Genomic DNA, 25,741 nt, shown 5'->3' on the forward strand with positions numbered 1-25,741 from the left:
GGTTGGCGACATTTTATATGCAACCAGTTGCATATATAAAGTTGTTTCGTTATTCTCTCGCTATCCCTCGTATCGTCTGCTCCATGCGACTGATACTGTTTTTCTCCAATAAGGAAACGCCATGTCTTTCTATCCTCACCTGAGCAAACCGCTTGATCTGGGTTTTACCACTTTGCCAAATCGTCTGTTAATGGGTTCCATGCACGTTGGCCTGGAAGAGGTGGACAATGGTTTTGAACGCATGGCTGCCTTCTATGCAGAACGTGCGCGTGGTGGCGTTGCGCTGATCGTGACTGGCGGTATCGCGCCGAATGAGCGTGCGCGCCCTATGCATGGCGGCGCGATGCTGACGACCGAAGCAGAAGCGGCGCATCACCGCATCGTGACCGATGCCGTGCATCGTGAAGGTGGCAAAATTGCGATGCAGATTCTGCATTTCGGACGTTATTCGTATCAGCCGACGCTGGTCGCACCAAGCGCGATCAAAGCGCCGATCAACCCGTTCACGCCACATGCGTTGACGACCGAGGAAGTCGCTCAGACGATAGATGACTTCGTCCGCTGCGCTGGTCTGGCGCAATCTGCAGGCTATGACGGTGTCGAGGTGATGGGCTCGGAAGGCTATCTGATCAACGAGTTCATCGCTGCCCGCACGAACCAGCGCGATGACGAATGGGGCGGGGCGTATGAAAACCGCATCCGTTTTCCGGTCGAAATCGTGCGCCGTATCCGCGAAAAAGTCGGCAGCAATTTCATCATCATCTATCGCCTTTCCATGCTCGATCTGGTCGAAGGCGGCTCCACGCTGGACGAAGTCATTCAACTTGCCAAAGCAATTGAGGCCGCAGGAGCGACCATCATCAATACCGGCATAGGCTGGCATGAAGCACGTATCCCGACGATTGCAACTAAGGTGCCGCGTGCGGCCTATGCCTGGGTAACGCAGAAACTCAAAGGTCATGTGAGTATTCCGTTGGTGGCGACTAACCGTATCAATACTCCGGATGTGGCTGAGCAATTGCTGGCGGATGATTTCTGCGACATGGTCTCGATGGCGCGTCCTTTATTGGCAGACCCACTGTTCATGCGCAAGGCAGAGCAAGGCAAGGCCGACGAGATTAATACCTGCATCGGTTGTAATCAGGCCTGTCTGGATCACACTTTCGGCGGCAAGATTACGTCTTGTCTGGTGAATCCGCGTGCGTGTCATGAAACCGAGCTCGTCAATGCAACGCTGGACAAGGCCAAGCGTATTGCTGTTGTCGGTGCCGGACCAGCCGGTCTGAGTTTTGCGACGACCGCCGCCAGCCGCGGGCATGACGTCACCTTATTTGATGCGGGGGCCGAGATCGGTGGGCAATTCAATATTGCGAAACAAGTGCCGGGCAAAGAAGAGTTTTATGAAACCCTGCGTTACTTTGCGAAGCAGATCACGCTGACCGGCGTCAAACTCCGTCTGAATACGCTGGTCACTGCCGATGAATTGAGTTCCTTTGATGAGATCGTGCTGGCAACGGGCATCACACCACGGACGCCGGAAATTGAAGGCGTGACTCATCCAAAAGTATTGAGTTACCTCGACGTGCTGCGGGACAAGAAAACCGTTGGTAAGAGCGTGGCAATTATCGGCGCCGGAGGCATAGGTTTTGACGTAGCGGAATACCTGAGTCATAGCGGCACCAGCCCTAGTCTGGACCCGAAAAAATTCTTTGCGGAATGGGGTGTGGATACCAGCTATCAGACCGTGGGCGGTTTGGCAGAAGCAGATATTGAAAAGCCGGCACGACAAATTTTCTTGTTACAGCGTAAGGTCTCTAAAGTGGGCGACGGACTGGGTAAAACCACAGGCTGGATACATCGTACCGGGCTGAAGAACCGCGGTGTGCATATGTTTGCCGGTGTTACTTACGACAAGATTGATGATGCAGGCTTGCATGTGACGGTCGATGGTCAGCAAAAAACTTTGCCGGTCGATAACGTCATTCTGTGTGCAGGTCAGGAGCCGCGCCGTGATTTGCAGGCGGCTTTGGAAGCAGCAGGAAAAACCGTGCATCTGATCGGTGGCGCTGATGTCGCTGCCGAACTGGATGCCAAACGGGCGATTAATCAGGGTACACGCCTGGCAGCAACGATCTGATAAAAAAAAGGGAGGAGACATTGATGAATCAACTGCACCCACAAGCAGCGGCATCTTTACAGCGCTGGCATCAAATGATTGCTGCACGTGATCTTAACGGGCTGGCGGAGATCGTTCATCCCGAAGCTGTATTTCGCTCACCGATGGCGCATCAGCCGTACGCCAGCGCGCAGGCGGTCGTGCTGATCCTGGGCACGGTGATACAGGTATTTCAGGATTTTACTTATCACCGCGAATTCGTGTCAGACGATGGGCTCAATGTGGTGCTTGAATTCAGTGCCAGAGTCGGCGACAAACAGCTCAAGGGGATTGACATGATTGCTTTTGACGATACCGGCAAGATACGGGATTTTGAAGTGATGGTCAGACCGATGAGTGGTTTACAGGCGCTGGGTCAGGAAATGGGCGCCAGACTGGCACAATATTTACCTGCTTATAAAGCTGCTAAAACTGCTAAAGCGGCAGAGTGATTCTGACAAATACCGGATACTGCGGCAGGTATTGCCGCATATTCGGTATGCGCTTACTTGTTCGCGGCCCGCTTTAAAAAACGCATCAGACCTCCGAGCACCGGGAGCTTTTCGTACAGTTCCTCGGCGGCATCCCAATAATCTCTGTGCATGGTGACGCGTCCATCGGTGGCAAAGCAGATGTGGGTCGCACCGCGTATGCATTGTTCTTCCCTGCTGAAACGCTTCATCGTGAACAGGAAATCCCAGCATAAAAATGCATTGTCACCTTGCAGTACGGTAGAGGTGACCAGAAAACGCGGTTGATCCACCTGCTCAAACATATGCAGAAAAATTCGTTTGATATTATTTGTGCCACGCACTTCATTAAACGGGTCTTTGAAATAAGCATCTTCGGTATAAATCCGGCCAATATCATCGACCCCGTTGAGGCTGATGGTTTCAAAAAAACTCACCAGTTTATCCAGACTGGCCTGATGTTCCTGAGGGCTCATTTATAGTCCTGTCACTTTATGTACAAGATAAAAATAACCGCGATAAGGCAGTAAACGTGCCAGTCGCAGCCAGTTGGTAAAACGTTTAGGGAAATGAATATGAAATTCCCCTTGCTCCAGACCCCGCACCAATGCTTGCGCTGCAGCCGGTGCTGTCATTAAGGCCGGCATATCAAAATCGTTGTTTGCCGTCATCGGCGTGGCGACAAAGCCGGGATTAATCATATACACCCCAATGTTTTTCGGATGCAGATCCACATACAGTGATTCGCACAGATTAATGATCGCCGCCTTACTTGGTCCGTACGCCAGTGCTTTTGGCAAACCGGAATAGCCAGCAACCGAACCGACGATGCCGATACCGCCCGCACCCTGTTTTAACAAGGTGGGCAGTATTACCTCCAGGCACTGATACACCCCACGCACATTGACGTCGAGCACGTGATTGGCGTCGGCGAGATTAAAACTGTCTGCCCGCATTTCATTGTAGGCGCCGGCGACCACTAAAACCAGATCAAGCTGTTGCCACTCTGCGAGCAACTGCGTATGCGCTGTTTGTAAACTGACGAGAGCTGTCATATCCAGTGGCAAGGGCAATGCTTTCGGGTAGGCTAGTGCGATGTGTTGCAGTTGCTCCCTGTTACGGGCAGAGAGAGCGACTGTCGCGCCTTTGGTCAGTAGCAGCCGTGCTACTTCGGCGCCTATCCCGGTTGATGCGCCGATGACCCAGACACGCTTTCCTTGCCAGTCGCGTATGCGTGGATTCATTTTGTCTGTCCATCGCGTTTTGTGAATGACAAGGTGACACTGCCGAGATCAACGCCAAATTTGCGCATGATCGCACGGTTCAGCATGACCTTTTCATCCATCAGCACCATCACATCGTCAAAATCAACGTGATACACAGTGCCATCAACAGGAAGTGCCAACACATAATTCCAATGCAGAGTGTTACCGGAAACGATGCCCTGCGCTTCTCCGATCACGTCCGGGGCAGTACCCGTAAAGCGGTCAGGCGCAGTCTGTTTCAAGGTCCAGATACGTTTTTGTTTAGTGCCGTCAGAGTAAGTAAAGTCTTCATCCAGCGTGCCGGTATCGCCATTCCATTGGCAACGCATGACGACGGTGAAGCGTTTGACTATCTTGCCGGAACGGTCCTGAAACATACCCCACGCGTCGAGCGTGCCATTAAAGTATTGCTGCAATACGAGCTGCGGCTTTTCCTTCGCATAAAGAGCCGGGTCATAAGTGCTGGCGCAGGATGCCAGCAACAGACTGGCAGCCAGTACGACAATATTTTTAAATACGTGATGTAGTTTCATAGTGTCTTTCAGCGGAGACATTCAGTCATTGATAGGTTTTTTCCGAATTGCCCAGCAACTTGTTGCGTAAATCAGGCGCAGAGGTTTTTTTGTCTAACCAGATCGCAAAAAAAGAGTGTGCAAATTCCGGGTCGCGAATTTCACCGAGAAGTTTGCCGTTCAGATAAAAACGCGCCGCTTCATTCGGAATATGAATACCGGTAATCCGGCTGCCTTCTTTGACATCCGGAAAAATTCCCTTCATCTGCAGCAGCCATTGCTGCCGTTTTTCCGTTGTGCCGAGTTTCAGTTTGCCGATTTCATCGATGCTGGCTTCGGCGATTTTGCTGCCATAGAGATTTCTGGCGTAGGTCAGATCCAGCGCGAAACGTTGCCGCATGTCGGATGGACTTCCTGTCGACATCCAAAGCGCAGCGTCATAAATTGCCAGCCCGAACCAGCGGTAGGTGCCGGTTCCCTGCAACACTGCATGCGGTATCTCATCACGTATCGGCGGCGGTGCCTCATTTGCCGCAGCCTTAACACTACAGGCCAGACTGCAGATGCTCAGCAAGAGAGTAGACAGATAACGGTGTGCGGCAACGGTTATCATTTTTTGACCAAGGTAAATTGCGCCACATCGATATTTCCGGCGCGGAATCCGGCTTCGCAATACGCGAGATAAAATTCCCAGGTGCGTAAAAATTCATCGTCGAATCCCTGTGCCCTGACTTCCGACAGTTTTTCCATAAATGCTTTACGCCACTCCAGTAAAGTGCGTGCGTAGTCGAGGCCAAAGGTAAAAGTATCAATCACCTGTAAGCCGTGTTGCTCTGCCAGCTGGTGAAACTTTTCTATCGACGGCAACATGCCGCCGGGAAAAATATATTGCTGAATAAAATCGGTGCCTTTGCGATAACGCTCAAATAATTCATCCGCAATCGTGATGCTTTGTATGCAGGCTCGCCCGCCTTGTTTCAGATTACGTTGCAGACAGGCGAAATAGCCGGGCCAGTATTCTTCCCCGACTGCTTCAAACATTTCTATCGAAGCGATGGCATCGTAGTCACCATGGGCATCGCGGTAATCCTGTATCTGCAGATCGCTGCGTGCATGCAGACCGGCGCGTTGCAGGCGTTCGCGGGCAAAATGTAATTGTTCGGTCGATAGCGTCAATCCTGTCACATGGGCTTGTGCATCGCGTGTTGCCATCTCAGCGAAACCACCCCAGCCACAGCCGATTTCCAGCACTTTGGCTTGCGTAGGCAGATTCAGTTGTTGCAGGATGCGGCGGTATTTCATCTGTTGCGCATCGTGCAGACTTTCCACCTGATCCGAGGAAAAGATGGCGCTGGAATAGGTCATGGAAGGGTCCAGCCACAGACGATAAAAGTCGTTACCGATATCGTAGTGGGCATGAATATTTTTTTTACTGCCCGCTTTCGAGTTCCGGTTCAGCAGATGTTTGATGCGGTACAAAAGATTACCCCACCAGGTGCCGTAGATGACGGATTCGAGTTGCGCGCGGTTACGCGTTATCAGTTCTATCAGTCCCGCCAGATGTGTGCTTGTCCAGTGACCGGCAATATAGCTTTCGGCAAAACCGATGTCGCCGGATTTCAGTACTGCGCGGCAGAGCTGCCAGTTATTCATTTCCAGCATCACGTGGCGGTTGCCGTCATCAGCACGGCCAAAGCGCGCGATCTGCCCATCCGGAAACTGTATGCTCAGACTACCGTGCTCCAGCCGGTTCAGTAAGCCAATAACAAAGCGGGCTTCGGCAGGAAACTGCGTGGTGTCCAGTTGTTTTGTCTGGCTGTTGTCAGGCGACAAAGTAGGATGCAAAGTGCTCATCGGCTAACCTCTTGCGATGGTGGAGTTGGTTTGGAAAAAAATGGAACTCGTTTTAACCACAGGCGCAATGCTTGCAGATGGATGCGGGCAACGACACCGAAAGTCATCAGCGGGTAGCGCAACATCACTTTGACGATCTGTTGATCGGTCATTGCCTGCTCCTCACCAGAGACGCTGGTGATCAGCACCGGCCCCTGACGATCGTCATAATCAATTCGGGCAATGTGACGTATGTTGTGTTGCGCATCGTGCTGCTGCGTCTGTAAAAAACGGAAGCGGTAATTGCCCTCTACTGCACAGAAAGGCGAAACGTGAAAGATTTTTTTTGCATGCAATTCCTGCCCGTTGAGCAGCGTGTCGCCTTGCTCCAGTAAATAGATATGCTTTTCACCAAAGGTATTGCGAACCTCACAGACAATCGCTCTGAGGCTGCCATTGCGGCGGTGGCAAAACCAGAAAGACACAGGATTAAACACATAGCCAAGCACGCGTGGAAAACATTGCAGCCAGATTTCGCCATCAGCATCGTTGATGCCGTGCTCGTGCAATATCGCATCGAGCCAGTTGCTGAGCGGCTGTTGAGCATCGCCATGATCTTTGTCGAAAAATGACAGCAGATTAAAACGATTGTGTGAAAAAAAGCGGGCATGCACCGGCAAGGTTTGTGACGTCAGCACACGTACAGGTACACGGATAAAAAAGACGCCGTAGCGAAACGCATTTTTTGCCGGGCGCAGGCGTTTATGCATGACCTCACCGGTACACAGACGTATCGTCGGTGATGCGGTCTGCTGTTTCAGTGTAGCGTTATCTGTTTGTGTCATCGTTTATTGGGCTGAGATAAAGCGATCGGTGTCAGGCTGCAAGTGGCCTCACCAGCGTCTGGCTGGCGATAATATTTTTTGCGACTCGCAAGCCGGATTTCAGGCCATCCTCGTGGAAGCCGTAACCCGTCCAGGCCCCAGCAAACCAGATCTGTCGTTGGCCCTGTATCTGATTCAGCATCGTTTGCGCTTTCACTGCTGCGGCATCGAACACAGGATGGGCATAATCAAAGCTGGCAATGATGTTTTCCGGTGCCGGGTCCTGAATTGGATTCAGGCTGACGATAACCGGGGTTGTGAATGGCAGCGGCTGCAATTGATTGATCAGATAATGCACGCAGACTTGCGGCTCTTTTCCATTCGCACTCTGGTAATTCCAGGCGGACCAGGCTTTGCGGTTCTCCGGCAGGAAGCTGGCGTCGGTGTGCAGTACCGCGCGGTTAGGCTGGTATTTCACTGCCGATAATATCTGTTGTTCCGCGGCGCTGCTGTCTGTCAGCATTTTCAACGACTGATCGCTGTGTGTCGCCATGACGACGTGGTCAAACTCTTCAATGCCTTTTGCCGATATGACGCTGACCCGTCCTGATGCACTGTTCTGTACCGCACTGACTGGCGTATGCAGATAGGTGTGGGCAATATGTGGCAGAAGCTGTTCAACATAATGTCGGGCACCGCCTTTGACGGTACGCCATTGCGGCCTGTCGTTGACTTGTAATAAGCCGTGGTTGTGGCAAAAACTGACGAACGACGATAAAGGAAATTCCATCATGGTCGCAGTCGGGCAAGACCAGATGCAGGCGGCCATCGGCAACAGATACCAGTGGATAAATTCTTCGCTATAACGATGCTGCTGCAAAAACTGACCCAACGGAATGTGGAAATCATGCGTTGCTTCCGCTTTTGCCATCGCGGTCGTCTGTTTATTGAAACGCAGGATGTCGCGCAACATGCGCAGAAAGCGTGGATTCAACAGGTTACGTCGTTGTGTGAACACGGTATCCAGATTGGCACCTGCCCATTCCAGATATCTTCCGGCTATCGGCATTTTGACCGAGAACGACATATCAGTCGCGACAGTTTCTATTTGCAGTTCTTTAAATAACCGGACCAGATTCGGATAGGTTTTGTGGTTAAACACCAGGAAGCCGGTATCGACGCCATAGGTTTTTCCTTCCAGCGTCACATCAACGGTATGCGTGTGTCCGCCAAAATAACTGTCTGCCTCAAACAGACTGACTTCGTGGTGTGCGCGGGATAATTCATAAGCGCAGGAGAGGCCGGAGATGCCGGAACCGATGACCGCAATTTTCATCATTTTTTAACGATAAATTTTTTTGTAATGAATGCCGCCCAACAAGCTTGCATTCCCGACTTACGCTTATTTCAGCCATGTTCTGTTACCGACCTGACCGGGAGGAAATACAGATTTCTACCCGTTGCCGATACGCCTGAGTTAAAATATGACCTGGTGTTTCATTTCATGACTGATCAGTCATGAAATATACTACAAAGTTTAAAGTTGTACAGAAAAAAATGATAAAGCTAAAAATTCCCTTTAAAAAACAGCAGTTTGACGCGCGTGAAGAAGCGATCATTGATGCGGTCAATCATCTTTTATCTGATAAAGGGTATGACCTGATGACGATGGATGATGTCGCTGATGCGGTCGGCATCGCGAAAGGTAGTCTGTACAAACACTTTTCTTCGAAAGAAAAGCTGGCAGCGGCCGCGCTGACCCGTCTGCTGAAAGCAACACTGGAAGAATTAGACACCCTGCCAGAAGACATGCCTGCGATAGAAAAAATCAGGCACATTCTTGCCTGGTCACTGCGTTTGCGTTTGCAAGGGGGCGTGCCGCATCTGCCATCGACAAGCCGCGCGTTGCAACGTAGCCTGATGCTGAATCTCGATTACGTGACAGTGGCTTTGCGGATCAACAAGCGTTTTTATGCACTGGTGGCAACCGCACGTAAGCAAGGCGCTTTGACGGCGTTGGTGCCAGATGATGTGCTGGTGTACACCTTGTATTCACGTGCTTGCGATCCGACGATGGAGTTTCTGGTGCGCGACCAGCGGTTGACGCATGAGCAGATCGTCGCAGCGATGGTGCATGCGACTATCGGTGGATTTTTATCAGAGCAGGCGAGAGCACCGGTGGCGTAACATACGCTCTCTTCTGGTTGTTCCTGTAATCCGTGTACTACATCAAAAAAAGGCTGGAAGCCCTTATAAACAGGGGCTTCCAGCCTTTTTATTAACGGTGTTTGTCTGTAGGTCGTCAGCTCATTCCACCAGCGCTTTTTCTATATCGGCGACCAGCTTTTTATCGTCCGGCTTAGTCATGCTGCTGTAAGCGGCAACAACGTTGCCTTTACGATCGATCAGGTATTTGTAGAAATTCCACTTCGGCGTTGTGCCTGTCGCTTTGACCAATTGAGCGTGCAGCGGATTGATGTCTTTGCCGGTCACGGATGACTTGGCAAACATAGGAAACTTCACACCATAAGTGTTGTAGCAAAAATCGGCGATTTCCTTACTGTTGCCCGGCTCTTGCTTGCCGAAATCATTCGACGGAAAACCGAGTACGACCAGACCTTTGCTGCTGTATTTGGCATAGGCTTTTTCCAGCCCCTCGTATTGATTGGTAAAGCCGCAATAGCTGGCAGTATTGACGACCAATGCGACTTTCCCTTTGTACTGACAAAGATCTTGCGGCGCATCGTCTTGCAGGCGATTGAATTTGTGATTCAGGATGGCCGGGCAGGCATCCGCTTCCTCAGCGAAGGCCGGGCTGCTGATTGCAGCCAGACTGCCAATAACGGCGGAACAGACAACAGAATACACAACAAAATGTCGCAGCATGGAGGTCTCCTTCATGAAAGAAGCACATAGTAGCCTAGCCAGTAAAAAACTGCTGATCAGGCTCTTTATATGAAAAATGAATATAGATCGTAAAAATACTTCGTTTTCAAATATAAAGTCGCGAATTATTCTGACATCCTCGTTAAACACTGATTCCAAGGATTCCAGATGAAAGCAAAAAAACTCCTGCTCCTCGCCAGCTTCGCGTTTGCCGGTGCGATTCATGGTGGCACCCAAGCTGCAGACATCACGCTGCTGAATGTTTCCTACGATCCGACACGCGAACTGTATCAGGACGTGAATCAGGCGTTTGCAAAACAATGGCAGGCAAAAACCGGCGACAAAGTCACGATCAAACAGTCGCATGGCGGCTCCGGCAAACAGGCACGTTCGGTGATCGATGGTCTGGATGCCGATGTCGTGACACTCGCGCTGGCGTATGACATCGACGCGATTGCGAATGTGGGTTTGCTGTCAAAAGCCTGGCAAAAGCGTCTGACACACAATGCTTCGCCTTACACATCCACCATCGTTTTCCTCGTGCGTAAAGGGAATCCTAAAGGCATTAAAGACTGGGCCGATCTGATTAAGCCCGGCGTATCTGTGATTACTGCGAATCCGAAAACTTCCGGCGGTGCGCGCTGGTCGTATCTGGCGGCGTATGGTTATGCGCTGAAATTGCCAGGCGGTAGCGACGCGTCGGCAAAAGAATATGTGCAAAAGCTGTTTAAAAATGTGCCTGTGCTGGATTCCGGTGCGCGCGGTTCAACGGTGACATTTACCGAACGCGGTATTGGCGACGTGCTGTTGTCATGGGAAAACGAAGCCTATCTGGGACTCAAAGAATTCGGCGCGGATAAATTTGAAATCATCACACCGTCCATCAGTATTCTGGCTGAGCCACCGTTGTCCGTCGTCGATAAAGTGGTCGATAAACGCGGCACGCGCAAAGTGGCTGAGGCTTATCTGAATTACCTCTACACCGACGAGGCACAAGACATTATCGGTAAAAATTTCTATCGTCCGGTCAGTGAAAAAGCGGCGAAAAAATATGCCGGGCAATTCTCGAAAATCAAGTTATTCAATATTGATGACACCTTCAGTGGCTGGACTGTTGCTCAGAAAACCCATTTTGCCGATGGCGGTGTATTTGATCAGATTTATCAGCCAAATAAAAAATAATTGACGCTATCGAGCGCATTGAAGGAATCACTATGACTATTCTCCTGCTTTCCGGTAGCCCGTCTTCGCCGTCGCGCTCCACTCGTCTGCTGCAGTATGCCGGTGAGAAACTCAATGCGCTCGGACAACGTACCGTCAGCCTGCATGTCCGCGATCTGCCGGCGGAAGCGCTGATGAATGCGGATTTTTCCGATACCGAACTGAATGTCGCCAGATTATTGGTCGAGCGCGCCGATGCGCTGGTGATTGCCACGCCGATTTACAAAGCGGCTTACAGCGGCTTGTTAAAAGCATTTTTAGACATACTGCCGCAAGACGGCCTGAGCGGAAAAATTGTATTGCCATTGGCGACAGCCGGTAGCCAATCGCACATGCTGGCACTCGATTACGCCTTGCGCCCGGTACTGACATCGCTGTCGGCACGTCATGTACTGCCGGGCGTCTATGCAACCGATGCACAGGTTCAGTGGCACGAACAGCAAGGCTTACAGTTGGATGCCGCGATAGCACAGCGAGTTGCTGACGGAGCACAATTACTGGCCGAGAGCCTCTCGTCTTTACGGCATATACAGGCATCGAAACCGGCAGTCGCAGAACTGATGTGCTGTCGTGCCTGAATTGTGCCTGACTTGCACCTGAACTCATGCGGGTTCAGGAAATGACAGGTTCATCAATCGTGGTTTTCTGAACCGCTGCAACACCGGATATTTACCAGCAATCCCGTAAGCGTTACCGCAATGCCAGATTTCCGGCAGGGGTAAGTCTTGCCTTATCAGTCAAGGAAATGAAATGAGTGAAAATCAGAATACTATCCTGCAACGCCGTCATACACGTTACGTTGAACAGGTGAAAAAGACCACTGCACTGCGCCGCAGCGTGCTGACCGGCATGCTGGCATTGACGGCGATTGCTTTTGCCGGAGGCCTGAATGTCGCTCATGCGCAAACGAAAGTCGCAGCGAAAAGTGTCTTGCGCATCGGCTACCAGAAGTACGGCACGCTGACTGTGCTGAAAGGCAGTGCCAGCCTCGAAAAACGCCTTGCGCCGCTGGGTGTGGAAGTGAAATGGACAGAGTTTCCGGCGGGCCCGCAATTGCTGGAAGGTCTGAATGTCGGCAGTGTTGATTTCGGCACAACTGGCGAAGCGCTACCGATTTTCGCACAGGCGGCCGGTGCCGATTTGCTGTACGTCGGCAATGAACCTGCGGCTCCTGCAGGCGAAGCGATCGTCGTACCGAAAGGCTCTACACTCAAATCGGTGGCGGACCTGAAGGGCAAAAAAATCGTACTCAACAAAGGCTCGAATGTGCATTACCTGCTGGTGAAGCTGCTGGAAAAAGCCGGGCTTGCGTACAAAGATGTGGAAGTCGTATTTCTCGCGCCCGCCGATGCGCGTGCCGCATTTGAGCGCGGCAGCGTTGATGCCTGGGCGATCTGGGATCCGTTTCTGGCGGCCGCTGAAAAGCAGCTCGGCGCCCGCGTGTTGGCTGACGGTAAAGGCGCTGTCAGCAACCACCAGTTCTATCTCGCTTCACGCTCTTACGCACAGAAGCATCCCGAGATCATCAGTGTGATTCTGGATGAGATCGCCAAGACCGGCGACTGGAGCGCAAAGAACATCAAGGCAACCGCAGCAATTCTGTCGGTGCAGGTCGGTCTGGAACCGACAATCGTTGAACTGTCCGTCGGCCGTTTTTCTTATGGAGTGAAGCCCTTGTCTGAGGCCGTGATTCAGGAACAGCAAAGCATTGCAGATACCTTTGCCGATCTGAAGCTGATTCCGAAACGCATCAACGTACGCGATGCAGTCTGGCTGCCATCCGGCGCTAAAACATCTGTCCTGAAATAAAGAAAGAAATGCGATGAGCTTGAATATTTTCTGGTTTATTCCTACCCACGGCGATACGCGCTATCTCGGTACCAGCCACGGTGCGCGCGAAATCAGTTATGACTACCTGCGACAAATCGCGGTGGCAGCCGACACTCAGGGTTACGATGGTGTGCTGCTGCCGACCGGTCGCTCTTGCGAAGATGCCTGGGTCGTTGCTTCGAGTTTGATCAGTGCGACGAAAAAACTGAAATTTCTGGTGGCGGTTCGTCCCGGGCTGAGCAGTCCGGGTCTGGCGGTGCGCATGGCGTCCACCTTTGATCGTTTGTCGAACGGGCGCTTGCTGGTCAATATCGTTACCGGTGGCGATCAGGGCGAACTCGAAGCCGATGGCGTCTTTGCCGACCACGAAAAACGTTATGAAATCACGGAAGAATTTTTACGTATCTGGCGCGCGTCGCTGGCCGGTGAGGGCGGCGATGCCGGTTATGATTTCAGCGGCAAACACCTGACTGTGAAAGGTGCGAAGACTCTCTATCCACCGGTGCAAAAGCCGCATCCGCCTTTGTATTTCGGCGGCTCATCGGCACCGGCGCACGAGCTCGCAGCGGAACAGGTTGACGTTTATCTGACCTGGGGCGAACCACCTGCGGCCGTCGCTGAAAAAATCGCCGACATGCGCGCACGCGCCGCTAAGCATGGCCGCACTTTGCGCTTTGGTATCCGCCTGCATGTGATTGTGCGTGAAACCAATGAAGAAGCCTGGGCGGCGGCAAATGATCTGATCCGTTATGTTGATGATGAGGTGATTGCGCGCGCGCAGAAAGCGTTTGCGAAGATGGATTCAGTCGGTCAGCAAAGGATGTCGGCACTGCATGGCGGCAAGCGCGACAAACTCGAAGTCTCGCCGAATCTGTGGGCGGGCGTCGGGCTGGTGCGCGGTGGTGCCGGAACGGCGCTGGTCGGTGATCCGGAAACGGTGGCGGCGCGCATCAAAGAATATGCGGCACTCGGCATTGAGACCTTTATTTTTTCCGGTTATCCGCATCTGGAAGAATCGTATCGTTTCGCCGAACTGGTCTTTCCGCTGATAGGAAAATCGGTGCCGCGTGTCACGAGTTCGCTCACAGGCCCTTTCGGCGAAGTGATCGCGAATTCCATCGCACCGCAGGTTTCGCAAAGCTAGGAGCACAGTATGGCGTCGCCGCTTAAAACTGAGATCAATGAATTCAATGAGTTTGCTGCACTTGCAGACGACTTGTCGCAGACCTTCCGACGTCGCGAATCGGCGCGCCCAGCCACGCCGTGGCGTCAGCATGCCTTGCGCATTTTGCGTGCCTTGGCACCGTGGGCGGTGCCGCTGTTATTGCTGGTGATCTGGCAGGTATCGGCGCAACAGGGCTGGTTATCGAGCCGTATTCTGCCGGAGCCGCTGGCAGTCGCGAAGGCCTTCTGGAATCTGAGCGTTTCAGGTGAAATTTTTATCCACGCAAAAACCAGCCTGTGGCGTGCGGTGTCGGGCTTTGTGATTGGCGGTGGTCTGGGCTTGTTACTCGGTTTGCTGACCGGCACTTTCCGCAGCGCTGAAACCCTGCTCGATACCAGCTTGCAGATGATACGCAATATCCCGGCGCTGGCGCTGATACCGCTGGTGATTTTATGGTTTGGTATCGATGAAACGGCGAAGCTGTTTCTGGTGTCGGTCGGCGTATTTTTTCCGGTGTACCTGAATACCTTTCACGGCATACGTTCGGTTGATCAGGGCTTGATAGAAATGGCGCGCAGCTATGGCTTGTCGGGCTGGGCTTTATACCGCGATGTGATTTTGCCCGGCGCTTTGCCTTCTATTCTGGTCGGCGTGCGTTTTGCGCTGGGGCTGGTGTGGGTCTTGCTGATCGTTGCTGAAACCATTTCAGCGCAGGCGGGTATCGGCTACATGACCATGAATGCGCGTGAATTTTTACAGACCGATGTCGTGCTGGTGGGGATTTTGCTGTACGCCCTGCTGGGGAAAATCGCCGATGTGTTGTCACGCGCACTTGAACATTACTGGCTGCGCTGGCATCCGGGTTATCAGAGAAAGCTTGCATGATGCCGAACATTTTATATTCACCTTCACCAGCGGTGGCGCGTATCGCCGCGCTCAGGCAAGAGCTGGACGACGGCATCAGCCAAGTCACTGAATATGCGGCGCAGCCGACATCTGCTGCGGACGTGATCAGACAATACAGCGGGCAGGACAGCAGACAAGACAGTAGAAAAGAACTGAGCCCAGCGCAGAAATCGCCGCAGATTTCACCTCTGCCACATTTGCCACGTCAGATGCCGCAATCAGGCACGGCCATCCGTATTCAGAATTTGCAAAAATCGTACAAGGCCCGCAGCGTGCTGAAGTCGTTGCAACTAGATATCGAAGCCGGTGAGTTTGTCGCGGTGATCGGTCGCAGCGGCTGCGGTAAAAGCACCTTGCTGCGCCTGATCGCCGGTCTGGAAAAAGCCGACAGCGGCAGCCTGGAGTTTGCGCAGCACGATGGACAGAACAACGGGCAAAACAACAGCCGTCCGGAAACCCGCGTGATGTTTCAGGATTCACGCTTGCTGCCGTGGAAAACCGTGCTCGATAACGTCGCCCTCGGTTTAAGCGGTCGTCGCAGCGATGCAGTTGCGGCGCTGAACAAGGTCGCGCTGGCTGAGCGCGCTGGCGAGTGGCCATCGGTGTTGTCCGGTGGTCAGCGTCAGCGCGTTGCGCTGGCCAGAGCGCTGGTGCATGAGCCGACCCTGTTGCTGCTGGATGAGCCACTGGGTGCGCTTGATGCATTGACCCGCATCGAGATGCAAAGCCTGATTGAGCAACTCTGGCAACAGCGCGGCTTCACCGCTTTGCTGGTCACGCATGATGTGCAGGAAGCGATTGCACTGGCTGATCGTGTGATTCTGATTGAAGACGGTCAGATCACGCTGGATCAGAAAATCGATTTGCCGCGGCCACGCGCGCGTGGCAACCCGGTCTTTGCCGCGCTGGAAGAGCAGATACTGGCGCGGGTGTTGCAGCGCCCGGCGCAGCAGCCGGATGCGGAACTCGGCGACGTGTCGCTGCTCCGCACGGTCAACCAGGTGACCTGGGCGATTTAGGTTTCAGCTCTGCTGGCAGCTTCAAATCAGCATCAAATCAGTATAAAAATACTCCGGGGGAGTATGTTTTAAAGCCCAATGAATTCAAGGACATTAGGGGTGTTTTATTAAAAAAGCGGGGGAGTATCTGTTTTTCGGGATATTTTCCGCATCACAAAGGAAGAAAAATGACAATTCAGGCGATTAATGTACGTAACCAGTTCCGCGGCAAAATCAAAGCGATTATCGAAGGCGATGTTGTCTCCGAAGTCGATGTCGAAACCCCGGCCGGCATCGTGACATCCGTGATCACGACGCGTTCTATCCGCGATCTGAATCTGGTGGTCGGCAGCGACGTGGTGGCGCTGGTGAAGGCCACCGAAGTCTCGATCGCGAAACTGTAACTGCGCGTACTACGCGTCTTCACAGCGACCACGCACTGACTTACTACTGAAGGCGTTGCAGCGCGAAACAAAGCGTGGCCGCTGAAGGGAGGAAATATGCATCATCTGACATTACAAAATTATCTGAGCCGCCTGCGTCATTCCATGGCCAGCAGCCATCTGTGGCTGGACGAGCAGGGGCGCGCCCGCGGACGCTATTTCAATGCGAGCCTGACCAGTGCGTTTCAGGCGATACGCTCGGGTGTGGATCATCAGATCGTTGCTTATGAAGCTTATGCCCGCAGCTATGATCCGGGCGATCAGGGACTCAATATCTGGAAGTTGCTGGAATACGTCGCGAATGATGATGAATCGGTGGAGCTGGATCGTCTCTGCCGCTTGCTGCATACGCTGAATTTTTATCGTCAGCAGCCAGAGCCGGGGCTGGATTTGTATCTGAGCGTACACAGCCGCTTGCTGGCCGCTGTGGAAGGCAATCACGGCAACGCGTTTCGCCGCATACTCAATACACTGGAAATACCGCATGAACAGATTATTCTGCAACTGCCGCTGATCACGCCGAGCCAGCGCTGGGTGCTGACGCATGTCGCTGAAAATTATCGCCGCAACGGTTTTCGCATCGGCGTGAATGCCAGCACCTTGGAACAAGCGGGTGATTTACTTGACCGCATACGGCCTGATGCGATCAAAATCGACATCTGCGCGGCTAATCATGCGCCAGCGCAGATCAGTCTGCTGCAACGTGCAGATCAGGCGCAGTGCAATATCATTTTCCGGCGCATAGAAAATGAAGCGCGCTTGCTATCGCTGCAACAGGCGAACGACACGGCCAGCCCGTATCTGGTACAGGGCTTTTTGTTTGACTTACCGAAAGCAACGCTGGTCGGACAAGCAGTGGTGCTGCCAGCGGCCACATCCCATGTAAGCGCGACCGTTGCAGCTACCGGGGCGGAACTGTCGGGCTGAGCCGCAGTGTTTCGGTTGCCTCGGTTGCTGCCGTCGTCGCAGTCGCCCTGGTGACTGACTTCGGCCTTGCTATATGTGTTTATCATCTAAAGACATAACAAAAAATTCGTTTTTCTTATATCAAAATCCTGCCAATATTTGCCATCTTTAGTTGAATCAGTAATAAAGGCTGACTATGGCATCTGCTGCAATTGCAACAGGCGGTCAACCGACCAGTAAACGCGTGCTTCCCGGCTTTCATCTTTCGCTGGGATTTACCTTGTTTTACCTGGCGTTGATTGTCTTAATCCCGCTTTCTGCGGTTTTTCTGAAAACCTTCACCATGACCTGGCAGGCGTTCTGGGAAACCGTGACATCTGATCGTGTCATGGCATCGTATCGCCTGACTTTCGGTGCGTCTTTTCTGGCCGCGCTGATCAATGTGCTGTTTGGCGGCATCGTTGCCTGGGTATTGGTGCGCTATAAATTTCCAGGCAAGCGTCTGATTGATGCACTGGTCGATCTGCCATTTGCCTTGCCGACAGCAGTCGCCGGTATCACGTTGGCGACTTTGTATGCGCCGAATGGCTGGATAGGCAAATTGCTGACACCGCTCGGCATCAAAGTCGCGTTCACACCTTTAGGCATACTGATCGCCCTGACATTCATAGGCTTACCTTTTGTGGTGCGCACGGTGCAACCGGTACTCGAAGAAGCCGAAAAAGAACTCGAAGAAGCCGCGCTGAGTCTGGGCGCCAGCCATTGGCAAGTATTCGCACGGGTGATTTTCCCGACGATATTGCCTGCGATGCTGACGGGCTTTGCGCTCGCGTTTGCACGGGCGACCGGCGAATACGGCTCGGTGATTTTTATCGCTGGCAACATGCCGATGATTTCAGAAATCACACCGCTGTTCATGATTACCAAATTAGAACAATACGATTACGCCGGTGCCACCGCCATCGCTGTCGTGATGTTGTTGCTGTCGTTTGTTCTGCTGCTGTCAATTAACGCTTTGCAGGCATGGACGCGCAGCCGGCAAGGAGGAAAAGAATAATGAGCACCACCACTATTTCATCAGCCTTACCGGTCGCAAACCAACGTCGTGCTGAACCCGCGATCACTCCGGCAGCGACGCTGGAACCTTTGTGGATACGCGTCACGCTGACCCTGATCGCATTCGCGTTTCTGACCTTGTTTTTATTTGTGCCGCTGACGGCGGTGTTTGCCGAAGCCTTGAAAAAAGGCTGGCAGGTATATCTGGAAGCGATCGTCGAACCGGATGCCTTGTCGGCGATTAAATTAACGCTGATTGCGGCGGGCATTGCGGTGCCGCTGAACCTGATTTTCGGTGTCGCCGCCGCCTGGACGATTGCGAAATTTGAGTTTCGTGGCAAGAGCGTTTTACTGACGCTGATCGATTTACCGTTTTCAGTGTCGCCCGTGATTTCAGGCTTGGTGTATGTGTTGCTGTTCGGTGCGCAGGGCTGGTTTGGCGAATGGTTGCGCGATCACGATATCAAAATTCTGTTCGCAGTTCCGGGCATCGTACTGGCGACGATTTTTGTCACTTTTCCGTTTGTCGCGCGTGAGCTGATTCCGTTGATGCAGGCGCAAGGTAGTGAGGAAGAAGAAGCCGCGCTGGTGCTGGGCGCATCAGGCTGGCAAACCTTCTGGCATGTGACTTTGCCGAACATCAAATGGGGTTTGCTGTATGGCGTGATCCTGTGTAATGCGCGGGCGATGGGCGAATTCGGCGCGGTGTCAGTGGTGTCTGGTCACATTCGCGGCGAGACCAACACCATGCCTTTGCAAGTCGAAATTTTATATAACGAATACAACTTCGTGGCGGCGTTTGCGGTGGCCTCGTTGCTGACCTTGCTGGCCTTGCTGACACTGGCATTAAAAACGATCGTTGAATGGCGCACCAATGAGAGTCGCGCCCCCATTTCTGAAGAATAAGCTGGAGCGAAAATCATGAGTATCGCCGTTCATCAATTAAATAAACGTTTTGGTCAATTTACTGCGCTGAATAATGTTTCGCTGGATTTTCCCGATGGCGAACTGACGGCCTTGTTAGGGCCGTCCGGCTGCGGAAAAACAACTTTGCTACGCATCATCGCCGGTCTGGAATTTGCCGACAGCGGCCAGGTCTTGCTCGATGGTCAGGACGCTTCGCAACAGCATGTGCGTGATCGTCAGGTTGGCTTTGTGTTTCAGCACTATGCCTTGTTCAAGCACATGACGATATTTGAAAACATCGCATTTGGTTTGCGGGTAAAGCCAAAAAATGTGCGTCCGTCGGAAGCGCAGATCAAAGAAAAAGTCACGAAACTGCTGGAACTGGTGCAGCTGGACTGGCTGGCGGATCGTTATCCACCGCAATTGTCCGGCGGTCAGCGGCAGCGTATCGCGCTGGCACGTGCACTTGCCGTAGAGCCGCGCGTGCTGTTGCTCGATGAGCCTTTCGGTGCGCTCGATGCGAAGGTGCGTAAAGAGCTGCGCCGCTGGTTGCGTCGTCTGCATGATGAATTACATGTGACCAGTATTTTCGTCACGCATGATCAGGAAGAAGCACTCGAAGTCGCCGACAAGATCGTGTTGATGAATCAGGGTCAGGTCGAACAGGTCGGTGCGCCTGCCGAGGTATATCAGCATCCGGCCACACCGTTTGTGTATGGATTTCTGGGTAACGTCAATCTGTTCCGTGGTCGTGTACATGAAGGCATACTCGATGCCGGTGGTGTGCCGTTTGAAGCACCGGGTCATGCCGATACCAAAGATGCCTTCGGCACGGCGTATGTGCGTCCACATGAATTCGAGATCGACCGCTATGCGCCGGGTGCCGAGGGGCTGGTTGTGCAATTGCGGCGCGTGCACAGCATAGGCCCGCTGGCGCAACTGGAAATGGAGCGTGATGATAACGGCGATCTGGTCGAAGCGATGATATCGAGCGAGCGTTATCTGCAATTACAACTGAAAGTCGGCGAGTCTCTGGTGGTCAAACCCAAGCGCTTACACGTCTTTGTCGATAACAACTGAGCGGAGATATACCATGAATTTTCAACAATTACGCTCGATCAGAGAAGCTTCCCGACGTGGTTTTAATCTGACCGAAGTCGCCAATGTTTTATTCACTTCGCAGCCAGGTGTCAGCCGCCAGATCCGCGAGCTGGAAGAAGAGCTGGGCGTGGATATTTTTGAACGCAATGGCAAACGTCTGACCGGCCTGACTGAGCCCGGAAAAGGCATCCTGCCCATCATAGAACGTTTGCTGCTGGAAGCTGAAAATCTGCATCAGGCCGGCAGTGAATATTCAGATCAGACCAAAGGCACGCTGGCGATTGCCACCACGCATACGCAAGCGCGCTATGTGTTGCCGAAAGTGGTGCAACAATTCCGTCAGGCATTTCCAGAAGTACGCATCGCCTTGCAACAAAGCTCACCCGAACACATCGCTGAATGGGTGATGTCAGGTAAAGCCGATATCGGTATTGCGACTGAGGGCTTATCGCAATTCAAGGATCTGGTGTCGTTCCCATGCTACGAATGGAATCACGTGATCGTCGTGCCGGAAGGCCATCCTTTGTTGCGTAAAGAAATGCTGACGCTGGAAGATCTGGCAAATTATCCGTTGATCACGTATGACGTCGGTTTCACCGGTCGCGGTCATATTGATGCGGCTTTTGTCGATGCCGGTTTGCGCACCGACATCGTGCTGACCGCGATGGATTCTGACGTGATTCAACAATATGTCGCGCTTGGATTGGGCGTAGGCATCGTGGCGTCGATGGCGATAGAAACGAATCGTACCAATGGCTTACGCACCATCGCTGCCGATCATTTGTTCACGCCGAATGTGACCCGGCTGGCGGTGCGGCGCGGTGCGTATTTACGCACCTACACTTATGATTTTATCCGCCAGTTTGCGCCAGCGCTGAGTAAGGAAGACATCCGCAAGGCGATTGCGGACGCTGACAATAACTGATTGACCGCAGAACGCTGCTTGCGCAGCCTGCTTAATAATCGACATAAGAACTGGCATTCACGTCTATCTGCGTGATGGCCGAAATACGCCGTGTACAATGGCCGCTTTTCCAGGCGGCTATTTTTTCGTCGCTATTTTCTGAATGAATCCGTATGCCTGAATTTGAACAAAAAATCTGTACCCGTGCCACATTGGCAGAGCGGGTTGCTGCATTACCCAAACCCGTGGTGATGACGAATGGCGTCTTTGATATTTTGCATCGTGGTCATGTGACCTATCTTGCTCAGGCCAGAGAACACGGCGCGTCGCTGGTGGTAGCACTGAATACGGATGCTTCGGTCAGGCGTTTGGGTAAGGGGGATGACCGCCCGGTGAACACCTGTGCTGATCGCATGGCCGTGGTTGCGGCATTAGAAGCAGTCAGCCTGGTGGTCGATTTCGATGAAGATACCGCGTTGGAAGCGGTACTCAGCGCGCATCCGGATATCTATGTCAAAGGCGGTGATTACGACATGAGCGCGATTCCGGAAGGGCAGGCGGTGCTGGCGTATGGCGGTCAGGTGGCAGCGATTGATTTTGAACACGATCGTTCCACCAGCAAGTTGCTGGCGAAAGTCCGGGCGCAAAACTGACACCGGCGTCCGGCTTTTCTGTGATGCCGGACACATTTTTTTAAGGTCAGGCGCCGCCGGTAAAACCGTTCTGGCGCCAGGCTTCGTAAATGACGACCGCCACGGTATTCGACAGATTCAGGCTGCGATTGTCTGGCCGCATCGGCAAGCGTATGCGCTGACTGAGAGGAAAAGATTCACGCAATTCTGTCGCAAGTCCGCGCGTTTCTGCACCGAAGACGAAATAATCGCCGGGGTGAAAGGCGACGCTGGAAAATGCCGTCGAGCCATGCGTGGTCATTGCAAACATTCTTTGTGTGTCCGGTTGTTCACTCGCCAGAAACGCTTCCCAGTTTTTATGCACTTTCATCGTCGCATAGTCGTGATAATCAAGGCCAGCGCGTTTCATCTTACTGTCGTCAAGTGGAAAACCCAGCGGTTCTATCAGGTGTAGCTGGGCTCCGGTGTTTGCGCATAAGCGGATGATATTGCCGGTATTCGGCGGAATTTCAGGTTCTACGAGGACGACGTGAAACAAGGCGTTTCCTTAATAAGTGTGATGTGGAGTGCGGGCAAAAACATAGTTGCTGACTTTGCGTGCGCCAAAACGTTTCAGCATTGTAGCGATTTCGTGCAGGGTCATGCCAGTGGTGATGACATCATCTACGATACCGATATGCCTGCCCTTGATGGTTTGCAGTAGCTGATCGTCAGGAACAAAGGCGTTTTTCACATTCCGCATACGTGCATCGGGCGCTAGACTGCTTTGTTTGGCGGTTTCTCTGGTTTTGTGCAATGTCTGTGGATGCAAGGGGATGCCGAGATGTTGCGCCAGTGGTCTGGCTATTTCCAGTGCCTGATTGAATCCGCGTTCTGTCAGCCTGTTTTGGCTTAATGGCACGACGCAGAGAAAGTCGGGCAAATCCTGATGCTGCTGGCGCAGAATGGCATCGCGCAACATTGCGGCAAACACCGGGGCGAGCGCCAGATGATGGCCGAATTTTAACGACAGTACCAGGCGGTCTTGCGGTGCTTCGTAATCGCAGGCAACGATGGTGCTGTCGAAGGCCGGTGGATTTTGCAGACAGTCGCCACAACGCGGCGTATTGGCACCCGGCGGCATACTCAAACCGCACTGTTCACAACGACAGATGTCGCGCGGAAAATAGGTGATCAGACACTGTTCGCAAATGACATCCGGATTCTGGGCATGACATAAGGCACAACTGCACGGCAGCAGTTGTGTCAACGAAGCTTGCCAGCTTTTATGCAATATTTGCCGTAAGTGCATCATCTGTTTGTGCCGTCATGCAGCGGCCGTAATCACAAGCGTGTAAACTCCCGCATTATCTCACTCAAACAGACGCCAAGATCGTTTTCCTTATGCTCAGTGCACCTATCGACACAAGGCTGGTTCGTCAGCTTTTTTCTCACCCGGCAAAAATCGCGGGTTCTGATTTTTTACGTCGGGAGATTGCCGGGCGTATGCGGGAAAAGCTGGAACTGGTGCGGATCACACCCGCGCAGATACTCGATGCCGGTTGCGGAACCGGTGCCGATGTCGCTGAATTTCAACGCATGTATGCCGGAGCGCAAGTGCTGGCGCTGGATGCCGCACCCGCGATGCTGGCAGAAATTCAGGACCAAGAACGGGCAGCGATGAGTGCGGTTGGCCGTTTGTTTGCAAAATGGACGCCGGTCGCCTTACGTGGTGAGCAGGGCGCAAATCTGATTTGTGGCGACTTTGCCAAATTGCCTTTGCCATCGCAGTCACTCGATCTGATCTGGTCGAATCTGGCCTTGCACTGGCATCCGCAACCCGATCTGGTGTTTGCGGAATGGCGCCGCGCCTTGCGCACCGATGGCTTGCTGATGTTTTCATGCTTCGGGCCGGATACTTTGAAAGAATTACGCCAGGCTTATGCTGACGTTGATGAATTTCCGCACACCTTGCCGTTTGTGGATATGCATGATTTCGGCGACATGCTGGTGAATGCCGGTTTTTCCACACCTGTGATGGATATGGAAAAAATCACGCTGACGTATCAGGACACAGAAAAATTGCTGGCCGACGTGCGTGCGCTTGGCGGCAATCCGCTGCTGAGCCGTCGTCAGGGTCTGAGCGGAAAACATGCGCATCAGGCAATGCTGAAGGCGTTGGAGCAGCAACGCGCTGCCGATGGCCGTATTGCCTTGAGTTTTGAGGTGGTTTACGGGCACGCTTTTAAGCCAGTCAATAAGAAAACGGCTGCAGGCGAATCCATCGTCCGCTTCGATTTACCAAAAAAACGGCCTTGATTTTGTTTGATCTGGATTAAAGAAGCATCTTAAAGTGATAAGCAAGCGCTATTATTCGTTGTTTCATTTGCGCCAGATCATTGATTTCTTGTTTGTATTCTGCTTGATATCCTTTTAAGTTACACCTTATACTCACGACGTTGTAGAAGTTGCCAGCACGCACTTTGTAACAATATTCCGCGTCCTGGTACGACAAATTCATAAGAATTCTAAACGGGGTTTTGGGGATATCATGAAACATGGAAAGCGATTAAAGTCGTTCATGCTGGGTGCCTCGCTCCTGGCGGCAGGACTGCCCGCGTGGGCAGTGGTCGACAGCCAGGGTGGACCGGCAGTGCGCCAGTTAAATTTACAAACACCTGTCACACAAATAGCGGAACAAATTTACTCGATACATAACCTGATGCTGGTTATATGTCTGGTCATTTTTGTGGCCGTCTTCGGAGTCATGTTTTACTCCATCCTGAAACACAGGAAATCTCTCGGCCATAAGGCAGCCTCTTTTCACGAAAGTACGACAGTCGAAATTGCATGGACTGTGGTGCCTTTTCTGATCGTGATCGGCATGGCGCTGCCAGCGACCAAAACAGTCGTGGCGATGAAAGATACCTCGAACGCTGATATCACGATTAAAGCCACTGGTATGCAGTGGAAATGGGGTTATGACTACCTCAAAGGTGAAGGCGAAGGCATTTCTTTCTTATCGACCTTATCCACACCCCGCACCCAGGTTGGCTCTCCCGGCGTTGCGCCGACCGAAGCCCGTGGCGATAATTATCTGCTTGAAGTCGATAATCAGGTCGTCGTCCCTGTGAATAAAAAAGTACGCATTATCACCACTGCCAACGACGTTATTCACTCCTGGACGATTCCGGCTTTCGGTGTGAAGCAGGATGCGATTCCCGGCTTCGTCCGTGATACCTGGTTCAAAGCAGAAAAAATTGGCGTCTATCGCGGTCAGTGTGTGGAGCTGTGCGGTAAAGAACATGCATTTATGCCTATCGTTGTGAATGTGGTTTCTGACGACGACTATAAAAAATGGGTCGATACCAAGAAAAAAGAAATGGCCGCCAAAGCGGATGACCCGAATAAAGTCTGGACGGTCGACGAGTTAAAACAGCGTGGTGAGAAAGTCTATGCCGCCAACTGTGTTGCCTGCCATCAGGCTAGCGGCAAAGGTGTTCCGGGTGCATTCCCTGCATTAGAGGGGTCGCTGATTGTCAACGGTGCCAAAGCGGGTCAGGTTGGTATTTTGTTGAACGGCAAAAATGCGATGCCATCGTGGAAATCCACTTTGTCCGACACGGAAATCGCCGCCGTCATCACCTATACCCGTAACAGCTGGTCTAATAAAGCCGCTGAAAATATCGTCCAACCAGCTGAAGTTCTGGCTGCGCGTAAGTAAACGTACTAAACGTACCGGAAACAGG

At 52.5% G+C, this 25,741-nt stretch carries 28 protein-coding genes; 18 read left to right on the forward strand and 10 right to left on the reverse strand.

Annotated features, from left to right (window positions below):
* The first annotated feature begins 121 nt into the window (after nt 1-121).
* Together H8K26_RS14150 and H8K26_RS14155 are read left to right on the forward strand one after the other, a co-directional pair.
* A complete protein-coding gene (locus H8K26_RS14150; protein ID WP_190480414.1) occupies nt 122-2,137 on the forward strand; it encodes an NADPH-dependent 2,4-dienoyl-CoA reductase in 2,016 nt (671 codons plus the stop codon).
* A 23-nt stretch (nt 2,138-2,160) separates the two neighbouring features.
* The gene (locus tag H8K26_RS14155; protein ID WP_190480415.1) at nt 2,161-2,607 is read left to right on the forward strand and encodes a nuclear transport factor 2 family protein; all 447 of its coding nucleotides are present in this window, start codon (nt 2,161-2,163) and stop codon (nt 2,605-2,607) included.
* Between the two features lie 53 nt (nt 2,608-2,660).
* Here H8K26_RS14155 and H8K26_RS14160 read toward each other — a convergent pair whose 3' ends face one another.
* The 7 genes from H8K26_RS14160 to H8K26_RS14190 are packed head-to-tail and all read right to left on the reverse strand — an operon-like array spanning nt 2,661 to nt 8,395.
* A complete protein-coding gene (locus tag H8K26_RS14160; protein ID WP_190480417.1) occupies nt 2,661-3,101 on the reverse strand; it encodes a nuclear transport factor 2 family protein in 441 nt (146 codons plus the stop codon).
* A complete protein-coding gene (locus tag H8K26_RS14165) occupies nt 3,102-3,869 on the reverse strand; it encodes an SDR family NAD(P)-dependent oxidoreductase (protein ID WP_190480419.1) in 768 nt (255 codons plus the stop codon).
* Nucleotides 3,866-4,423: a DUF3833 domain-containing protein gene (locus H8K26_RS14170; protein ID WP_190480421.1), complete on the reverse strand. Its 558-nt coding sequence runs from the start codon at nt 4,421-4,423 to the stop codon at nt 3,866-3,868. The genes H8K26_RS14165 and H8K26_RS14170 overlap by 4 nt, the downstream gene beginning before the upstream one ends.
* Before the next feature lie 25 nt (nt 4,424-4,448).
* Nucleotides 4,449-5,015 (reverse strand): chalcone isomerase family protein, encoded by a 567-nt coding sequence (locus tag H8K26_RS14175; RefSeq protein WP_190480423.1) that lies wholly within the window; start codon nt 5,013-5,015, stop codon nt 4,449-4,451.
* A complete protein-coding gene (locus tag H8K26_RS14180; protein WP_190480425.1) occupies nt 5,012-6,256 on the reverse strand; it encodes an SAM-dependent methyltransferase in 1,245 nt (414 codons plus the stop codon). Before H8K26_RS14180 ends, H8K26_RS14175 begins: the two co-directional genes overlap by 4 nt.
* On the reverse strand, nt 6,253-7,080 hold the full coding sequence (locus H8K26_RS14185; protein ID WP_190480428.1) for a DUF1365 domain-containing protein: 828 nt from the start codon (nt 7,078-7,080) through the stop codon (nt 6,253-6,255). Before H8K26_RS14185 ends, H8K26_RS14180 begins: the two co-directional genes overlap by 4 nt.
* 31 nt (nt 7,081-7,111) lie before the next feature.
* The gene (locus tag H8K26_RS14190; RefSeq protein ID WP_190480626.1) at nt 7,112-8,395 is read right to left on the reverse strand and encodes an NAD(P)/FAD-dependent oxidoreductase; all 1,284 of its coding nucleotides are present in this window, start codon (nt 8,393-8,395) and stop codon (nt 7,112-7,114) included.
* Nucleotides 8,396-8,616: 221 nt separating this feature from the next.
* Between H8K26_RS14190 and H8K26_RS14195 the strand changes: the two genes are divergently transcribed.
* Nucleotides 8,617-9,246, forward strand: a complete 630-nt coding sequence (locus H8K26_RS14195) for a TetR/AcrR family transcriptional regulator (RefSeq protein WP_190480431.1) — start codon at nt 8,617-8,619, stop codon at nt 9,244-9,246.
* Between the two features lie 120 nt (nt 9,247-9,366).
* Here H8K26_RS14195 and H8K26_RS14200 read toward each other — a convergent pair whose 3' ends face one another.
* Nucleotides 9,367-9,945: a glutathione peroxidase gene (locus tag H8K26_RS14200; protein WP_190480433.1), complete on the reverse strand. Its 579-nt coding sequence runs from the start codon at nt 9,943-9,945 to the stop codon at nt 9,367-9,369.
* A gap of 168 nt (nt 9,946-10,113) precedes the next feature.
* Between H8K26_RS14200 and H8K26_RS14205 the strand changes: the two genes are divergently transcribed.
* From H8K26_RS14205 to rfaE2, 13 genes are all read left to right on the forward strand, one after another.
* Nucleotides 10,114-11,127, forward strand: coding sequence for a sulfate ABC transporter substrate-binding protein (locus H8K26_RS14205; RefSeq protein ID WP_190480437.1), 1,014 nt, complete (start codon nt 10,114-10,116; stop codon nt 11,125-11,127).
* Between the two features lie 32 nt (nt 11,128-11,159).
* Complete coding sequence (ssuE, locus tag H8K26_RS14210; RefSeq protein WP_190480439.1) at nt 11,160-11,744, forward strand: NADPH-dependent FMN reductase; 585 nt, start codon at nt 11,160-11,162, stop codon at nt 11,742-11,744.
* A gap of 172 nt (nt 11,745-11,916) precedes the next feature.
* On the forward strand, nt 11,917-12,975 hold the full coding sequence (locus H8K26_RS14215; protein ID WP_190480441.1) for a sulfonate ABC transporter substrate-binding protein: 1,059 nt from the start codon (nt 11,917-11,919) through the stop codon (nt 12,973-12,975).
* Nucleotides 12,976-12,994: 19 nt separating this feature from the next.
* Nucleotides 12,995-14,140 carry an FMNH2-dependent alkanesulfonate monooxygenase gene (gene ssuD, locus H8K26_RS14220; RefSeq protein ID WP_186897829.1) on the forward strand — a complete coding sequence of 382 codons (1,146 nt, stop codon included), beginning with the start codon at nt 12,995-12,997 and terminating at the stop codon, nt 14,138-14,140.
* Between the two features lie 9 nt (nt 14,141-14,149).
* On the forward strand, nt 14,150-15,046 hold the full coding sequence (gene ssuC, locus H8K26_RS14225) for an aliphatic sulfonate ABC transporter permease SsuC (RefSeq protein ID WP_190480443.1): 897 nt from the start codon (nt 14,150-14,152) through the stop codon (nt 15,044-15,046).
* Nucleotides 15,047-15,276: 230 nt separating this feature from the next.
* Entirely contained in the window at nt 15,277-16,086 is an 810-nt protein-coding gene (locus tag H8K26_RS14230) for an ATP-binding cassette domain-containing protein (protein ID WP_190480628.1), read from the forward strand.
* A gap of 167 nt (nt 16,087-16,253) precedes the next feature.
* Entirely contained in the window at nt 16,254-16,469 is a 216-nt protein-coding gene (locus tag H8K26_RS14235) for a TOBE domain-containing protein (RefSeq protein WP_186884449.1), read from the forward strand.
* A gap of 96 nt (nt 16,470-16,565) precedes the next feature.
* A complete protein-coding gene (locus H8K26_RS14240) occupies nt 16,566-17,435 on the forward strand; it encodes an EAL domain-containing protein (protein ID WP_190480446.1) in 870 nt (289 codons plus the stop codon).
* Nucleotides 17,436-17,610: 175 nt separating this feature from the next.
* Nucleotides 17,611-18,471, forward strand: a complete 861-nt coding sequence (gene cysT, locus H8K26_RS14245) for a sulfate ABC transporter permease subunit CysT (RefSeq protein WP_190480448.1) — start codon at nt 17,611-17,613, stop codon at nt 18,469-18,471.
* Nucleotides 18,471-19,376: a sulfate ABC transporter permease subunit CysW gene (gene cysW, locus H8K26_RS14250; protein ID WP_190480450.1), complete on the forward strand. Its 906-nt coding sequence runs from the start codon at nt 18,471-18,473 to the stop codon at nt 19,374-19,376. The genes cysT and cysW overlap by 1 nt, the downstream gene beginning before the upstream one ends.
* Before the next feature lie 15 nt (nt 19,377-19,391).
* Nucleotides 19,392-20,456: a sulfate/molybdate ABC transporter ATP-binding protein gene (locus tag H8K26_RS14255; RefSeq protein ID WP_186884453.1), complete on the forward strand. Its 1,065-nt coding sequence runs from the start codon at nt 19,392-19,394 to the stop codon at nt 20,454-20,456.
* A 13-nt stretch (nt 20,457-20,469) separates the two neighbouring features.
* A complete protein-coding gene (locus tag H8K26_RS14260; protein ID WP_190480452.1) occupies nt 20,470-21,402 on the forward strand; it encodes a CysB family HTH-type transcriptional regulator in 933 nt (310 codons plus the stop codon).
* 152 nt (nt 21,403-21,554) lie between these two features.
* A complete protein-coding gene (rfaE2, locus tag H8K26_RS14265) occupies nt 21,555-22,034 on the forward strand; it encodes a D-glycero-beta-D-manno-heptose 1-phosphate adenylyltransferase (protein ID WP_190480454.1) in 480 nt (159 codons plus the stop codon).
* Between the two features lie 46 nt (nt 22,035-22,080).
* Here rfaE2 and trmL read toward each other — a convergent pair whose 3' ends face one another.
* Complete coding sequence (trmL, locus tag H8K26_RS14270; RefSeq protein WP_190480456.1) at nt 22,081-22,551, reverse strand: tRNA (uridine(34)/cytosine(34)/5-carboxymethylaminomethyluridine(34)-2'-O)-methyltransferase TrmL; 471 nt, start codon at nt 22,549-22,551, stop codon at nt 22,081-22,083.
* Nucleotides 22,552-22,560: 9 nt separating this feature from the next.
* Complete coding sequence (locus tag H8K26_RS14275; protein ID WP_223827037.1) at nt 22,561-23,307, reverse strand: ComF family protein; 747 nt, start codon at nt 23,305-23,307, stop codon at nt 22,561-22,563.
* A gap of 89 nt (nt 23,308-23,396) precedes the next feature.
* Between H8K26_RS14275 and H8K26_RS14280 the strand changes: the two genes are divergently transcribed.
* Nucleotides 23,397-24,311: a methyltransferase domain-containing protein gene (locus H8K26_RS14280; RefSeq protein WP_190480458.1), complete on the forward strand. Its 915-nt coding sequence runs from the start codon at nt 23,397-23,399 to the stop codon at nt 24,309-24,311.
* A gap of 232 nt (nt 24,312-24,543) precedes the next feature.
* On the forward strand, nt 24,544-25,716 hold the full coding sequence (gene coxB, locus H8K26_RS14285; RefSeq protein ID WP_186884458.1) for a cytochrome c oxidase subunit II: 1,173 nt from the start codon (nt 24,544-24,546) through the stop codon (nt 25,714-25,716).
* The last annotated feature ends 25 nt before the right edge of the window (nt 25,717-25,741 follow it).

This window comes from Cognatundibacterium aquatile (assembly GCF_014699135.1).
GTDB lineage: Bacteria > Pseudomonadota > Gammaproteobacteria > Burkholderiales > Burkholderiaceae_D > Undibacterium > Undibacterium aquatile.

What these genes read in the sequence shown, in the direction of transcription:
- H8K26_RS14150 (WP_190480414.1), top strand. Translation starts at nt 122, where the DNA reads ATGTCTTTCTATCCTCACCTGAGCAAACCGCTTGATCTGGGTTTTACC.
- H8K26_RS14155 (WP_190480415.1), top strand. Translation starts at nt 2,161, where the DNA reads ATGAATCAACTGCACCCACAAGCAGCGGCATCTTTACAGCGCTGGCAT.
- H8K26_RS14160 (WP_190480417.1), bottom strand. Translation starts at nt 3,101, where the DNA reads ATGAGCCCTCAGGAACATCAGGCCAGTCTGGATAAACTGGTGAGTTTT.
- H8K26_RS14165 (WP_190480419.1), bottom strand. Translation starts at nt 3,869, where the DNA reads ATGAATCCACGCATACGCGACTGGCAAGGAAAGCGTGTCTGGGTCATC.
- H8K26_RS14170 (WP_190480421.1), bottom strand. Translation starts at nt 4,423, where the DNA reads ATGAAACTACATCACGTATTTAAAAATATTGTCGTACTGGCTGCCAGT.
- H8K26_RS14175 (WP_190480423.1), bottom strand. Translation starts at nt 5,015, where the DNA reads ATGATAACCGTTGCCGCACACCGTTATCTGTCTACTCTCTTGCTGAGC.
- H8K26_RS14180 (WP_190480425.1), bottom strand. Translation starts at nt 6,256, where the DNA reads ATGAGCACTTTGCATCCTACTTTGTCGCCTGACAACAGCCAGACAAAA.
- H8K26_RS14185 (WP_190480428.1), bottom strand. Translation starts at nt 7,080, where the DNA reads ATGACACAAACAGATAACGCTACACTGAAACAGCAGACCGCATCACCG.
- H8K26_RS14190 (WP_190480626.1), bottom strand. Translation starts at nt 8,395, where the DNA reads ATGAAAATTGCGGTCATCGGTTCCGGCATCTCCGGCCTCTCCTGCGCT.
- H8K26_RS14195 (WP_190480431.1), top strand. Translation starts at nt 8,617, where the DNA reads ATGATAAAGCTAAAAATTCCCTTTAAAAAACAGCAGTTTGACGCGCGT.
- H8K26_RS14200 (WP_190480433.1), bottom strand. Translation starts at nt 9,945, where the DNA reads ATGCTGCGACATTTTGTTGTGTATTCTGTTGTCTGTTCCGCCGTTATT.
- H8K26_RS14205 (WP_190480437.1), top strand. Translation starts at nt 10,114, where the DNA reads ATGAAAGCAAAAAAACTCCTGCTCCTCGCCAGCTTCGCGTTTGCCGGT.
- ssuE (WP_190480439.1), top strand. Translation starts at nt 11,160, where the DNA reads ATGACTATTCTCCTGCTTTCCGGTAGCCCGTCTTCGCCGTCGCGCTCC.
- H8K26_RS14215 (WP_190480441.1), top strand. Translation starts at nt 11,917, where the DNA reads ATGAGTGAAAATCAGAATACTATCCTGCAACGCCGTCATACACGTTAC.
- ssuC (WP_190480443.1), top strand. Translation starts at nt 14,150, where the DNA reads ATGGCGTCGCCGCTTAAAACTGAGATCAATGAATTCAATGAGTTTGCT.
- H8K26_RS14230 (WP_190480628.1), top strand. Translation starts at nt 15,277, where the DNA reads ATGCCGCAATCAGGCACGGCCATCCGTATTCAGAATTTGCAAAAATCG.
- H8K26_RS14235 (WP_186884449.1), top strand. Translation starts at nt 16,254, where the DNA reads ATGACAATTCAGGCGATTAATGTACGTAACCAGTTCCGCGGCAAAATC.
- H8K26_RS14240 (WP_190480446.1), top strand. Translation starts at nt 16,566, where the DNA reads ATGCATCATCTGACATTACAAAATTATCTGAGCCGCCTGCGTCATTCC.
- cysT (WP_190480448.1), top strand. Translation starts at nt 17,611, where the DNA reads ATGGCATCTGCTGCAATTGCAACAGGCGGTCAACCGACCAGTAAACGC.
- cysW (WP_190480450.1), top strand. Translation starts at nt 18,471, where the DNA reads ATGAGCACCACCACTATTTCATCAGCCTTACCGGTCGCAAACCAACGT.
- H8K26_RS14255 (WP_186884453.1), top strand. Translation starts at nt 19,392, where the DNA reads ATGAGTATCGCCGTTCATCAATTAAATAAACGTTTTGGTCAATTTACT.
- H8K26_RS14260 (WP_190480452.1), top strand. Translation starts at nt 20,470, where the DNA reads ATGAATTTTCAACAATTACGCTCGATCAGAGAAGCTTCCCGACGTGGT.
- rfaE2 (WP_190480454.1), top strand. Translation starts at nt 21,555, where the DNA reads ATGCCTGAATTTGAACAAAAAATCTGTACCCGTGCCACATTGGCAGAG.
- H8K26_RS14275 (WP_223827037.1), bottom strand. Translation starts at nt 23,307, where the DNA reads ATGATGCACTTACGGCAAATATTGCATAAAAGCTGGCAAGCTTCGTTG.
- H8K26_RS14280 (WP_190480458.1), top strand. Translation starts at nt 23,397, where the DNA reads ATGCTCAGTGCACCTATCGACACAAGGCTGGTTCGTCAGCTTTTTTCT.
- coxB (WP_186884458.1), top strand. Translation starts at nt 24,544, where the DNA reads ATGAAACATGGAAAGCGATTAAAGTCGTTCATGCTGGGTGCCTCGCTC.